The organism is Candidatus Phyllobacterium onerii, assembly GCF_028331445.1.
In the GTDB taxonomy this organism is placed as follows: domain Bacteria; phylum Pseudomonadota; class Alphaproteobacteria; order Rhizobiales; family Rhizobiaceae; genus Phyllobacterium; species Phyllobacterium onerii.
In genome coordinates, this window is the sequence record NZ_JAQMHX010000009.1 from 1 (window position 1) to 14,225 (window position 14,225).

General features: G+C 55.6%; 8 protein-coding genes. 1 reads left to right on the forward strand and 7 read right to left on the reverse strand.

The genetic code is table 11. The annotated features are described in order from the left end of the window. Nucleotides 1-585: 585 nt before the first annotated feature. From PHA01_RS19740 to putA, 4 genes are all read right to left on the reverse strand, one after another. On the reverse strand, nt 586-1,494 hold the full coding sequence (locus PHA01_RS19740) for a cation diffusion facilitator family transporter (protein WP_271898085.1): 909 nt from the start codon (nt 1,492-1,494) through the stop codon (nt 586-588). Then, on the reverse strand, nt 1,491-3,674 hold the full coding sequence (locus tag PHA01_RS19745; protein ID WP_271898290.1) for an anthranilate synthase: 2,184 nt from the start codon (nt 3,672-3,674) through the stop codon (nt 1,491-1,493). Before PHA01_RS19745 ends, PHA01_RS19740 begins: the two co-directional genes overlap by 4 nt. A gap of 232 nt (nt 3,675-3,906) precedes the next feature. After that, a complete protein-coding gene (locus PHA01_RS19750; RefSeq protein WP_271898087.1) occupies nt 3,907-5,586 on the reverse strand; it encodes a formate--tetrahydrofolate ligase in 1,680 nt (559 codons plus the stop codon). 99 nt (nt 5,587-5,685) lie between these two features. Then, nucleotides 5,686-8,778 (reverse strand): bifunctional proline dehydrogenase/L-glutamate gamma-semialdehyde dehydrogenase PutA, encoded by a 3,093-nt coding sequence (gene putA / locus PHA01_RS19755; RefSeq protein WP_271898088.1) that lies wholly within the window; start codon nt 8,776-8,778, stop codon nt 5,686-5,688. Nucleotides 8,779-8,889: 111 nt separating this feature from the next. On the opposite strand from putA, the gene PHA01_RS19760 reads away from it, so the two are divergent. After that, a complete protein-coding gene (locus tag PHA01_RS19760) occupies nt 8,890-9,351 on the forward strand; it encodes an Lrp/AsnC ligand binding domain-containing protein (RefSeq protein ID WP_112530643.1) in 462 nt (153 codons plus the stop codon). Nucleotides 9,352-9,696: 345 nt separating this feature from the next. On the opposite strand, the gene PHA01_RS19765 is transcribed toward PHA01_RS19760, so the two are convergent. From PHA01_RS19765 to PHA01_RS19775, 3 genes are all read right to left on the reverse strand, one after another. Beyond that, a complete protein-coding gene (locus PHA01_RS19765; RefSeq protein WP_271898089.1) occupies nt 9,697-10,830 on the reverse strand; it encodes a DUF2333 family protein in 1,134 nt (377 codons plus the stop codon). A 204-nt stretch (nt 10,831-11,034) separates the two neighbouring features. Further along, nucleotides 11,035-12,318 carry a DUF6638 family protein gene (locus PHA01_RS19770; protein ID WP_271898090.1) on the reverse strand — a complete coding sequence of 428 codons (1,284 nt, stop codon included), beginning with the start codon at nt 12,316-12,318 and terminating at the stop codon, nt 11,035-11,037. Continuing rightward, nucleotides 12,318-14,225 (reverse strand): AAA family ATPase, encoded by a 1,908-nt coding sequence (locus tag PHA01_RS19775; RefSeq protein ID WP_271898091.1) that lies wholly within the window; start codon nt 14,223-14,225, stop codon nt 12,318-12,320. The genes PHA01_RS19770 and PHA01_RS19775 overlap by 1 nt, the downstream gene beginning before the upstream one ends.

Genomic DNA, 14,225 nt, shown 5'->3' on the forward strand with positions numbered 1-14,225 from the left:
CTTTTTTTCAATAAATTTATCCCACATCACACCTTTTTTTTTTTCGGGTGGGCCCACAAACCCCCGGGTCTGGGGGGCGGGCCTTTGTTAACCCCAGCGCCCCCGCCAAACCCCTCGACCTTGAAACAAATTCTCTCCGGCAGAACGATTCTATCTGGTTATCCTTTGCTCTAAGGTTAACTAAGATTGTAAACAGCCGCGGTCATCCGCTCGGCGCTGCCATGCGCTTTGGCCGCTCGATCCTCAAAGGGAACTGATGCGTATCGCCAAAATTTACGGTCCCCAGACGTACGCCCCCGGCGTCGCATCGAATACGGAGAATTGCATTGCTGGGAGACATGTCACCCGGCAGCGCTTCTATGTCAACATAATTGTAACGAAATCATGACCGACTGAAACAATCCGTTACAAAAATGTTGCATGACTGCATCAAATCATCGTCCGGGACTGAGCCGAAAGTTCGTCATGGGGCGACGAAATGGTGATTTTCGAGCACCGAAGCGCAGCGTACATTTGGGTACATGAGCATCGGAGCACAGAAAAGCACCATTTGCAGCCCGCCATGGCGAATTCACGGTCAGTCTCTCAGGCGAAAGGAACGGCCACCGTCCCGATAGGCAATTTTGCCTCGTCTTCGGGTTCGACATGGATGACCACACTGGCGTCCGGAATCTCTGCCATCAATGCGTTTTCGATACGGTCGCAAATGATGTGTGCATCGCCGACGCTCATGTTCGCCTCAACCACCAGATGAAATTCAATAAAGGTTACTCGCCCGGCGATGCGTGTCTTCAGATCATGAACCTCTAGCGCGCCGCCGGCATTGGAAGAAATGACATCGCGGATGCGCATCGTCTCTTCCGTCGCCACGCCGACATCCATCAGGCCTTGCACGGAATTTCCGATCACGCTCCATCCCTGCCAAAGGATATTGAGCGCAACGATCACCGCGAGTATCGGGTCAAGGATCGTCCAACCCGTCAGGATGGCGCCGACCAAACCAGCAAATACGCCAACAGAGGTCACCACATCGGTCATGATGTGCTTTCCGTCCGCCTGCAATGCGGGGGATTTGTGTTTGCGCCCGCGGTTGATAAGCAAAGAAGCCCAGAACGCGTTGATGATCGATGCACCGCCGTTGATCGCAAGGCCAAGCCATGGCTGCTCCAATGTCCGGGGCGTCGCCCAAGCCACCCAAACTTCGCGCAGGATCAGCAAGGCAGCGACCACAATCAGCACCCCCTCAAGCACCGCCGAGAAATACTCGGCCTTATGGTGCCCGAAGGGATGATTCTGGTCGGCGGGCTTGTAGCTGACACGGATTGCCCACCAGGCGGCGATCGCTGCCACTACATTGACGATCGATTCCAGCGCGTCCGAATAAAGTGCGACAGAACCGGTCACGTAATAGGCAGCGTATTTCAGTGCAAGCACCGTAATACCGATTAAAATCGACCAGCCTGCGATGCGCTGAACTGTGGTGTCTTCTGTCATGCTGCTCGTATCTTTGCCCGGCGCGGCAGATGCGCCACGACATTCTCGATCATCCGCATACCAGCGTTGTGACCGAGTGTCATGATCGATTCCGGATGAAATTGCACCGCCGCAATCGGTTCGCTTTTATGCTCGAACGCCATGATGACACCGTCCTCCGTTTCTGCAGTAACGATGAACTCGTCTGGCAGGCGAACCGGGTCGGCGAAGATCGAGTGATAGCGACCCACAGTGACTTCCTTGGGCAAGCCCGAGAAAATCTTACCTTGCTTGGTAATACGAATGCGCGAGGGTTTGCCGTGCATCGGAACATGCAGCTGTCGCAGCGATCCGCCATAGGCCTCGGCAAGCGCCTGCAAACCGAGGCAAACACCGAAGATAGGAAGTCCACGCTTGCGGGCTTTCTTGATCGTCGCCTTGCAATCAAAATCTTCCGGCGTCCCGGGTCCAGGTGACAGAACCACCAGATCCGGCTTGATCCTGTCAAATATCTCCTCTGCAACCGGCGTGCGCACGGTTGTCACGCTTGCACCGGTCTGTCGAAAATAATTTGCCAAGGTGTGGACGAAAGAATCCTCATGATCCACGAGAAGAACCGACAGCCCCTCTCCTACGCGAGCGACAGCGCGTTCCTCAGGCAAGACATTGCTCTTGTGCGCGTCCCGCACCGCCGCAATCATCGCCGAAGCCTTGAGTTCGGTCTCCGCCTCCTCCTCCTCAGGAACTGAATCATAGAGCAGGGTTGCGCCTGCACGAACCTGCGCGATGCCATCCTTGATGCGGATCGTGCGCAAAGTCAGGCCCGTGTTCATATCGCCATTGAAATTGACCATGCCGATGGCACCACCATACCAAGCGCGCGGGCTGCGCTCATTTTCTTCGATGAAACGCATAGCCCAGAGCTTCGGCGCTCCAGTTACCGTCACAGCCCAGGCGTGCGACAGGAATCCGTCAAATGCGTCCATGTCTTCACGCAAGCGGCCCTCGATGTGATCGACGGTGTGGATTAGCCGCGAATACATTTCGATCTGGCGACGCCCGATGACACGGACCGAACCCGGCTCACACACGCGACTTTTGTCGTTGCGATCGACATCCGAGCACATGGTGAGCTCGGACTCATCTTTTTTTGAGTTCAGTAGCTTGATGATCTGCTCACTGTCGGCGATTGCGTCTTCGCCGCGCTTGATCGTTCCTGAAATCGGGCAAGTCTCGATGCGCCGACCAACCACGCGCACGAACATTTCCGGCGAAGCACCGACCAGATATTCGTTATCGCCCAGGTTGATATAAAACGAATAGGGCGATGGGTTGATGGCTTTCAGCCGGCGCGAAATAACCGACGGTCTGGTTTCGCAGCGCTCATAGAATGTCTGCCCCGGTACGACTTCGAAGAGATCGCCACGCATGAAGCTTTCCTTGGCCTTCTTGACCAGTTCAGCATATTCCCCAGGATTGTAATCGCCGCGTCCGGGTATCTTGTCTGTCGGCTTGAATGGCTTTGCCGCCGTATCCCGCGGAAGACCCTCGGTTGAAGCGCCAGCGAACGCATAGTCATAGCGGTCGAGCCAAGCCTTGGCAGCATGATGGTCGACCACTAGGATCTCATCCGGCAGATACAGGACGATATCACGCTGGTCATCCGGACGTTTCAACTTGTACTGGACTGTATCGAACTGGAACGCCAGATCGTAACCGAACGCGCCATAAAGACCGAGATTGGCATCGTCTTCGGTAAAGAACAGACCAACAATGCCGCGCAGGACCGTGAACACGGAAGGTATGCGTGAACGCTCTTCTTCGGTGAATTGGCGGCTGGGCAGCGCAATCTCGAGTTCAAGCCTGGTCGCACTTGTACCTGTAACGGACACTTCCATAAGCGCCTCGATAGCTTGCTTGATTGGAGCCAAAAGAACTTCGCCGCGCTTGTTCAACGCCTCAACGGTCATATGGCGGCCATTGGAAGTTATCACGACGGGCGGATCGACGATCGCCGTATCCCAGCGCGTATAGCGGCCAGGATATTCGTAGTTAGATGAGAAGACGGCGCCGCGCCGCTCGTCGAGAGCATCGACATAGCTGTCGATGGCGCTGGCATAGGCCGTTGCTATGCGGGACCGCGTGATCGTGACACCGCCTTTGGTATCGAATATTTCCACATCGCCTTCAATTCTGTGCATCATGAATTCCCTTGTTGCATCTGGCGTTGCGGGCTTCCGCGGTCAAACAAAAAGGCCGCCCGGAAAACCCGTCGCGGCCCTGTTCCCTTTTCACAAACATGCAAAAGGCTTTAGTGGCCGCTATCAGCGAGCCCACCACCAGCCATTTGAAAGAATGCGCGTGTTCATGCGGTGATTGTTAGCGTTACATTGCAACGCTTGCAACAGCAAAAGTATGAGCTTCCACCAACGTCTAAAAAAGCCCCTCGATCAAACCATCACCATTCAGATGAATCCGCTCGGCCGAGGGAGACTTCGGCAAGCCCGGCATGGTCATGATTTCTCCGCAGATGGCCACAACGAAACCGGCTCCGGCAGAAAGACGAACTTCCCGTACGTGCACGACATGGTTTACCGGCGCCCCGCGCAGATGCGGATTCGTCGAGAATGAATATTGGGTCTTCGCCATGCAAACCGGAAGATTGCCGTAACCAGCCTCTTCCCACTGCCGCAATTGTTCGCGCACACTCGTATCCGCATCCGCTTCTGCACCGCGATAGATGCGCTTGACGATAGTTTCGATCTTGTCGAACAGCGAAAGCTCATCCTCGTAAAGCGGCGAAAACTGCGCTGAGCCACTTTCAGCCAACGCAACGACCCTGTGCGCAAGTTCTTCGATCCCGGCAGAGCCTTGGGCCCAATGCCTGCATAGAACCGCCTCTGCGCCATGCGCCGCGACAAAAGCCTTCATGGCTGCAATCTCCGCATCCGTGTCGGCAGTAAAATGATTGATCGCAACCACGACCGGCACACCAAACTGGCGGACATTTTCCATATGACGTCCGAGATTCGCGCAACCAGATTTGACGGCAGCGACGTTCTCTTGACCCAGATCTTCCTTTGCCACACCGCCATGCATCTTCATGGCGCGCACTGTCGCGACAATCACCGCCGCCGCCGGTTTCAAACCAGCCTTTCGGCATTTGATGTCGAAGAATTTCTCTGCGCCAAGATCCGCACCGAAACCTGCTTCGGTGACCACATAATCTGCAAGTTTCAGCGCGGTCGTCGTCGCAACGACTGAATTGCAGCCGTGCGCAATATTTGCGAACGGCCCGCCGTGCACGAAGGCTGGATTGTTCTCGAGAGTCTGCACCAGATTGGGCTGCATCGCATCCTTGAGAAGCACGGCCATCGCCTTGTCGGCCTTCAGATCGCGGGCATAAACAGGGGTCTTATTGAAGCGGTAGCCGATGATGATTTCGCCGAGCCGCTGTTCCAGATCCTTCAGATCATTGGCAAGGCAAAGAATAGCCATCACCTCCGAGGCAACCGTGATATCGAAGCCCGATTCCCGCGGAAAGCCGTTCGCCACGCCGCCAAGTGATGACGCGATATCGCGCAAGGCCCGGTCGTTCATGTCCATAACCCGCCGCCAGGTGATACGGCGCGTATCGAGATTTAGCTCATTGCCCCAATACACATGATTGTCGATCATCGCCGCCAGCAAATTGTGAGCGGAGGTGATGGCATGAAAATCGCCTGTAAAGTGCAGGTTGATGTCCTCCATAGGAATGACCTGCGCATAGCCGCCACCCGCAGCACCACCTTTGGTGCCGAAACAGGGACCGAGTGATGCTTCACGAATGCAGACGATAGCCTTTTTCCCGATCCGATTGAGTCCGTCGCCAAGACCGACTGTCGTCGTCGTCTTGCCCTCGCCCGCCGGCGTCGGGCTGACGGCAGTTACGAGAATGAGCTTGCCATCCTTGGCACCACGTTTGGACCGGATGAACTGCGCCGAAAGTTTGGCCTTGTCATGGCCATAGGGAGCAAGATGCTCCGGCGGAATACCGATCTTGGCGCCGATCTCCAGCACCGGCTTTTTCACCGCGGAGCGCGCAATCTCAATATCGGATTTGACGATAGCCATCGACGTCTCCTCAATGCTTCAAGAACGTCAAATAGCATCGTGTAAGCGAAATGGGGATAGCCAGAAGGGACTATCCCCAGTTGCTGAGGATAAGAGTCTCTATTCGCCCATGGCAATAAGACTTGCATTGCCACCTGCCGCCGCCGTGTTAACGGAAACAACCTGCTCGAGTGCAAATCGTGCCAGGTAGGCCGGCCCGCCCGCCTTTGGTCCAGTACCGGAAAGACCAGAGCCGCCGAAAGGTTGCGTACCCACAACAGCGCCGATCGTATTGCGGTTGACGTAAATATTACCAATATCGAGCCGGTCGATGATCTTGGTTACTGTCGCTTCGATGCGGGTGTGCAAACCAAACGTCAGGCCGTAGCCAGTCGACGCAATCTGGTCGAGCACCTTGTCGAGGTCCTTGGCTTTCCAGCGAACAACATGCAAGACCGGGCCAAATACCTCGCGCTCCAGCGCTTCCGGCCGGTTGAGCTCCACGATATGCGGCGCGAAAAACAGGCCATCTTTCGGTGCCTCGCCCGCAAAGCGCACTTTTTGTGACTTCCGCATCGCCGCGATATGATCTGTCAGCATATCGCGCTGTGCCTGATCGATGATCGGGCCGACGTCCGTCGAAGGCAAAGAAGGATCGCCCAAGGTGAGTTCCTTTGCTGCACCCTCGATCATTTCAAGCATGTTGTCAGCGATATCTTCCTGCAGATAGAGAATGCGCAGAGCAGAGCAACGCTGGCCGGCCGATCGGAAGGCCGACATGACAACGTCATCTGCGACCTGTTCGGAAAGGGCTGTCGCATCGACGATCATCGCGTTGAGGCCTCCTGTCTCGGCGATCAGCGGAACAATCGGACCCTTCTTCGCTGCCAACGTCCGGTTGATCGCCCAGGCCGTGTCCGTCGAGCCGGTAAAGGCGACGCCTGCGATTTCCGGATGTGAGGTCAACGCTGCCCCAACGGATCCATCACCCGGCACATAGAGCACCGCATCTTTCGGAACACCTGCCTCGTGCAGGACGCCAATTGCCTCGTAGGCAATAAGTGGCGTCTGTTCTGCCGGTTTGGCCAAGACAGTATTGCCGGCGGCGAGCGCTGCCGTTACCTGACCCAGGAAAATCGCCAAAGGGAAATTCCAGGGGCTGATACAGACGAAAGCACCACGGCCGCGATGCCGCAACTTGTTGTCCTCGCCGGTCGGCCCCGGCATGACTTTGTCCACGCCAAACTGTCTGCGAGCTTCGGCTGCGTAGTAGCGGCAGAAATCCACTGCTTCGCGGATTTCGGCGATGCCGTCATCGATGGTCTTGCCTGCCTCACGCGAAAGAAGATCGAGAAGGCTGTCACGATTGGCTTCCAGGAGGTCTCCCGCCTTTTCCAGCGCCTTGGCCCGCGTCTCCACCGGGACACGCGACCAGGATGAGAAACCCTTGCGCGCTACATTGACGGCTTTAGCCGCCTCTTCAGCCGTTGCAAAAACCACGGTACCAACAGTCGAGCCATTTACTGGAGAGGCTACATCCTGCGTCTTGCCGGATGGCTTCACGCCTTCGATCAACGGGACGGCTTTAACAGTCGTCGATGCTTTGGCAATTCCAGACAGCAGAGCTGCTAATTCCTTGCGATCGCCAAGCTCGACACCAGCCGAATTGGTGCGTTTGCCATAGAGCTTTAGCGGTAACGGGATGTTCGGATGACGATAGCCCTTGCCATCGTTCAGTTTCTCGGCCGGCCTTATCAACAACTCCGAAATCGGTATATTGTTGTCGCCAACCACGGAGACAAACGACGAGTTTGCACCGTTTTCAAGAAGACGGCGCACAAGATAGGCGAGAAGATCACGATAGCCGCCAACCGGCGCATAAATCCGGCAGGCGATCTTGTCGTTCTTCTCCGTGATCTGCTTGTAAAGACTCTCCCCCATACCATGCAGGCGCTGGAATTCGAAGCCAGTCTTGTCGGCGCCAGCCATTTCCAGAATCATGGCCACAGTCAACGCATTGTGCGTAGCAAATTGCGGGAAGATACGCGGTCGTGCATCGAGCATGCGCTTGGCACATGCGAGATAGGACGCATCGGTCGCTGGTTTGCGGGTAAACACTGGATAGTCGGCAAGACCGCGTTCCTGCGCCCGCTTCACTTCGGTGTCCCAATAAGCCCCCTTGACCAGACGCACCATCATCTTACGGTTGTGCCGCGCCGCGAGCTTGTCGATGTGATCGATTACATCAAGCGCCCGCTTCTGGTAGGCCTGAATGGCGAGGCCGAATCCGTCCCAGCCATCCAGTGACGGATCGGCAAACACCCGATCGATCACATCCAGGGATAGCTCAAGTCTGTCAGCCTCTTCCGCGTCGACAGTGAAATTAAGATCGTAAGACTTCGCCTTTTGCGCAAGTGCCAGAAGGTCCGGTACCAGTTCGGCCATGACCTGATCATGATGTGTCGCCAGATACCGCGGATGCAACGCCGAGAGCTTGACCGAAATCCCCATGCGATCCGGTAGCTTCTTGTTACCGGTGGCGCGGCCGATCGCATCGATGGCGTCCGCATAGGATTTGAAATAGCCCTGCGCATCCTTCCGTGTACGAGCTCCCTCCCCCAGCATATCGAAGGAATGGCGATAGCCCTTGGCCTCATTGGTGCTAGCGCGTTTCAGCGCATCCTTGATCGTTTCACCTAAGACGAAGTGGTGTCCGAGATAGCGCATGGCCTGCTTGGTAGCAGTACGGACAGTCGGCAGGCCAATCCGTTTGACCAGCGAGGAAAGCACGCCCTCCGGAGTTTCACCCGGTTTGATGACCTTCGCTGAGAGACCCAGCGCCCAAGCGGAAGCGGACACAAACCACGTATCGCCGCTTGGCTCATGCTCCGACCAATGACCTTGCTTCAGTTTATCCTCGATCAGCTTGTCCTGCGTTGCCGCATCCGGCACGCGCAGCAAGGCTTCCGCAAGCACCATCAGCGCCAGACCCTCGCGGGTCGACAAACCATATTCCCGCAGGAAATCCTCGACCCCACCGATACCGCTCGCTTCCTTGCGGATCGTCGTGATATATTTGCTGGCACGGGCATCGATGCGACGGCTGACATCTTCCGGCAATGTTATGGACTTAAGCAACGAGGCAACCAACGCCTGATCATCGACGGCATAAGGTGCAGAAAAATCATTGGTAGATGGCAATGGTGCGGTCATCAGGCTTCCCCTTATTGATTTTTCCCATATAATCCAAATCTACTCAGTTATTCTCACCAATGAATGTGAGAGATTACGTGTAAAAAACTACAAATGGGGAATATTTTAGCGATGAAAAATTTGGACAGCCTCGATCGCAGAATATTGCGCGAGCTGCAAAAGGATGGACGCCTGACCAATACAGAATTGTCCGAGCGCATCAGCCTGTCGCAAACCGCTACGACCGAACGGGTAAAGCGCCTGTCCCGCGACGGCTACATCCTTGGATACACGGCAAAATTGTCGCCCAAAAAGCTCGATCGCGCAATGCTTGTATTCGTCGAGATCAAACTTGATCGCACCACGCCGGACGTCTTCGCAACCTTTGCCGCAGCCACGCGCCGTAACCCGGACGTGATGGAATGCCATATGGTAGCCGGCGGCTTCGACTATCTGATCAAGGCCCGCGTTGCCGATATGGAGCATTACCGGCGCTTTCTCTCCGATATGCTGCTTTCTTTGCCAGGTGTCCGTGAAAGCCACACCTACGCCGTGATGGAAGAAGTCAAGGAAACGTCAAGCTTGCCGGTATGAGTGTCGATAGCCCGCAACTCACCACATAAATTTTGCAACCGCACATTCGTTGTAGTGCGCAACCATTAACGGCATGTAGATGACGTTCAACGGCAAAAGCAGCAGTACCGGGCCAGCGGTGCATTGGAGGCGATAGGCTCCTCCAACTGCGGCAACAGCCTTGTCGTTCGAATTTGGAGGTGAAGTGATGTGGTTTAAACCGCTGAGCATCACCCTAGTTGTGAAAAGGATCCGGACTCGCTGGCAAGTGACCATCCGGATCCAATTCAATTAACTAGGAAAGGGGGCGGGCGAAAGCTCGTCCCTGCTCCAACGCCAATATAGCAGTTTACAAACCCAAGTCCACTACTGCTGCAGCACCTGTTTGATGTCGATCAGGTTAGAGCGCACGCGCAGGATATAAAAGCCCATCGTCGTCAGGTGGTTCGGCAACAGCCAGCCGCCTTCGCTGCCATTGGCGATGATCCAGGGCTTGATGTTCAAGGCCGAACGAAGTTGCCCGTCCATACCATCCCAAAGCGGCGTCAGGTGCTTTTCATCGAGCACCTGCTTGAAATCCAGCTGAGCTGCATTCATCAGACCGTAATAGGCATAGAGCTGACCGTAGGCGAACCAGAAACGGTCATCGGCACGCGTGTCGAACCAGCCATAATTGTTGTTTTCCGAACGATCTTTCAAAATCGCCGAAGTCGCGCCGATATCGTTGGCGATACGGTCGATGAACTGGATGAGATTATCCGCACGCGCATCAAAAATGGCATTGCAGGACTCCAGCTTCGTATTGAACGTACGCAGATCCTTGACCGCCGAACGATAATAACTCGGCGTCGGCGTCTTCGGACCAAAGGGATTGAGGCCAAAATACCAGGCGTCTTCGGTAAATTGCAGGTTTCCGCGCGCCTTCTGCAAGTCGGCGTCGATCTGCGAGGTCCCGCGAACACGCCCAAGTGTATCGACGAGTTCAACCGCCGTGCGGCGTACAGCAGAATTGATGCCACGCTGAAAGGATGCCTTGTTATCGAGGAAAGGCGTATTGTCCCAATCGACGCCGAAGAACCCGAGCTTGTAGAGCAGCATGGAGGAAATCCACGCGTTCTGGTTGACGTTGAAATCCGTAAGGTCTGCGGTCACCTGCACGATGGCCGAGCGCGCGCAGGTCTTCGCTGCGCCTGTATCGGCGGCTTGCGTCGGCGAAGGAACCGGTTCGCCTACAGGAACGGTGAGGTTTTTGAAATTGTACGAGCTGATGTAGTCCGGGTTGAAATTCGTCCAGACCTGTGTGTTGTAGAAGAAGTATCCGTAGAGCCCGAGCCATACGAGCACTGCGAGACCCAGAACCGCCTTGAGGATAATTCCGCGCTGACCATACCAGCTCCCGAGCCACATGAACGGCCACAGGATGATACCGACGACAAAGCCGATACCGCGCCCAATATAGTAGAAAATCCGGCTGAAAAAATTGATCACGGGCTCGAGCATCCTGTTCCTCGTTACTGTTCAAGTCCATTAAGCCGCCTCCGCAGCCCTTATCTGTCAATCACATAGGTTGTTTCGAGAAAATCGACAACGTGTTCCTGCGAGATAGAGAGTCGACCTGTAGAATCGGTGCAAAAATTCCGCCTTCGCAGCCTGCAAAGAGCCCGGGCGATTGACGAGTAGCGACAACTTTCGCCCCCCTCTACTTTACGCCAACCCATACAACCGTTTCCGCAGCCCTTCCTTGTCTTTCAGATAGGTCGTTTTGAGAATATCAACGACGTGTGCCTGATAGGGCGGGCTCCAGCTCTGATAATCGGCATAAAAGCCCGGCTTGTTGAAGACATAACGTGACAGGAAATCCCATGGCACGAAATCGCTGATCAGATGGTTGACCAGCCAGGCGTCCGGGTGACGCGGCAGGGCGCGTATGACAAGAAACCGGCGTTTCGGATCGATTTCCGCCATGTTGAGCTGCCCAGTCTGGCTGATCTCGCGCTTGACCCCATTAAGGAATGGCCACGTACCATCATGATTGATCAGGCTGGCATTGGCGTGAATCCAGGTCTGCAGCCAGATTCGGTCGATATTGGTCAGGTCCCGTTCCGGCTCCAGTGACTGGATCAGATGGCGGATAATCATCTCGCCGCGATTTTCGAGATAGCCCGATTGCTCGATCCATGAGGCGCGCGGCAGTTCGATGCGAGCGGTCGAAGCGAGAAACTGAAAGACCTGCTCGGCATCCTTGATGGAAATATAATTCACCTGCCACGGTCGCGAACGTCGGAATCCCGGTGCCGACGGATCGCCAATGACGGTCGTCGTATTGTCATCGACAAAGATGAAAACACCACCGAAATGGCTGGTCCAGAAGGCGCGGTGCCGGAATATCACCTTGTCCGGCACCAGCGAATTCTCCCGGATATCGCCGGTGACCTTGGCGAGTTCCACCATGCGGTTGATGAGCTCGTTGTTGCGCCAGGCGTCCGGTTCGTCCTCCAGCCGGTCGACCAAAAGCCGCAATTCCGCCGCCTGCCCCATGACATTCTCGGCGGAGAGAACCCGGAACTCCACCTGGTTGATCGACAGAAGGTCTTCGATGTCATTGACGACCGAAACGCTATCCTCGATCTCGCCGTAGAGTACATCCTTGATCGTCAGCGCATTGATGGCGCGGGAATTGCTGGTGAAAAACTCGTACATCAGTTGCGATGTATTGGAGAATTGCGTGTGCACGACCGGCAAATCCACCTGCGCCGGTGTCAAAATGATGAACCGGCGGTTGACGCCATTTGGATCGAGATAAGACGGATCCTTCAGCTCCTTGGCGACTTCCGGCGAAAAGCCGGTCCTGTCGACGTTGAATTTCTTGAGTTTCGTCGCAGAAAAACCGAAGGATTTCAGCGCGCGATTATAACGCTCTATCAGGTGCGGCTGGTCGATCGTCAGCAAGCGTCCATAGATCAGCTCGTTTTCGTAGAGAAGGTCCATCAGACGTCCCATTGCCCTTTGGCCTTGAGCGCTTCAACTTCCCGCACTGCCCGCTCACGCAATCTCGCGTCTCGCACCATCTTGTCCACTGCCGCATCGTCGGACTTGTCGGAATAACGGAACTCCGAATCCGCGTATCGGTTGGTTTCCTGCAGCACCATCTCCATCGTGAAGGGTTTGCGCAACGTCTCGATCATCGCCTTCTTTTCATCATAGCCCTTGTGCATGAACGTTTCGGGCTTTTCGAACCATTCATCCGGAAGTTCCACATCCATCGCACGCATCTTGATTGCGTCGGTGACGTTCTTGATGGCGCGGCCAGTGAAGCGTGGCTCGCGCTCCTTGATCATGTGTAGATAGGTGCCGATGTCGGACAGGGTTTTTGGCTCGCCATTGTCCTTGATGAAGCGATCAAAGACCACTTTCAGCCCCTCCTCCCGCGGCTCCGAAAGTTCGTCATAGGCCGTCTCCACCGCCCGTGCGATCTGTTGCGCTTCGTAGAGCTTGTGATCGCCCAGCGGTATCTTGTGGTTTTTGCCCGCCAGCAGCGCGAAGATATCGATGTAGTCGTCGCGTGTCTGTGGTCCGTCGACCAGCCATCGCGCCCCTGCCCGCTGCCTCAACGCGTCGTCGACGTTCTCCGGATAGTTGGAGAACATACCGAATGAGCAATTACCGCGCACAACGGTGGAGGCGCCTGAAAAAGCTTCCATCAGCACGCCGGTGATCTCGTGCTGGCCCGAGGAGGCGCGGTCATCCGAACGCTTTGCCGCGACCTGATCGATGTCGTCGATCGTACCAAAGCCGATCACGCGCGGATTGAGCACATTCGTCACAAATTGTTTGCAGTTCTGTCCGGACTTGCCCTGATAGGACGATATCTGATCCACGCCGAAATTCTCATAGTGAAATGCGTAACCGGCGACCTGGCAATAATCATTGAGCATCCCGGCGATCATCTGGATCAGCGTGGTCTTGCCTGTGCCCGGCGCGCCGTCACCAATGAACGTGAACAGAAACCCGCCCAACTCGACAAACGGGTTGAGCTGCCGGTCGAAATCATAAGCCATCAGCATTTTGGAGAGCTTCAGAGCCTGAAACTTGGCGATGTGGTTGCCGACAACTTCGTTCGGTTTCTTGAATGTCATCACCAGCGGCGTGCGTTTCTTCGATGGCGCAACATCGAACCCGTCCAGTGTGAAGTCATCGCTGTCGAGCCGCAGGTGCGTATCCTCGAAATTGCCAAGACCGTCAAATCGTCCCTTGCGTTGCAAAAGCCCTTCGATGGCAAGCGCGGAAAAGGCTTTGGCGCGCGCAAGCATCACCTGCTCATCGCTCGCGCCGGAAATTGCGCGATCGAGTCCGGCAATCACCGATTTCAACGCGTCTTGCGCCGTATCGAAGACGAAATCCGGCTCGCTCATATCGTTGGCTGGTTCTGAATCAGCCTCGATCAGTTGCGCGAGATAGGCGGCAAAGGCGAAAGCGGCAACGTAAGCTGCAGCTGACAGAAGCCGTTTGAAATGACTGGCCTCTTCACCCTGTAACGGAGCGGAAGCATTGCGCGCCATCAAACTTTCAAGATCACTTTGCCGGCCGAAAACATCGGCGACGGCTAGTGCAATCGCGACACCACGACGAGCCCGAAACAGCAGCGTGTGTTGGGCAATCGAAAGCATCTGATCGTCGGCACGCACAGACTGGATCGTCTTTGCAAGCTCCACCTCACGCGTCTTCCGCAAGCCGCCGGTTGAAACGGTCGAAACAAAACGTCTGCCAGTGCCGGCAATTTCGGTACCTGACTTCTCGCCGCTGTCCAGCGATACGAATCGCGTCACCATTGCCTGTGCGACGGCAAGATGCTTGGCGATGTCCTTCTCAACAAGCGTGGTCAGACCGACATCCAT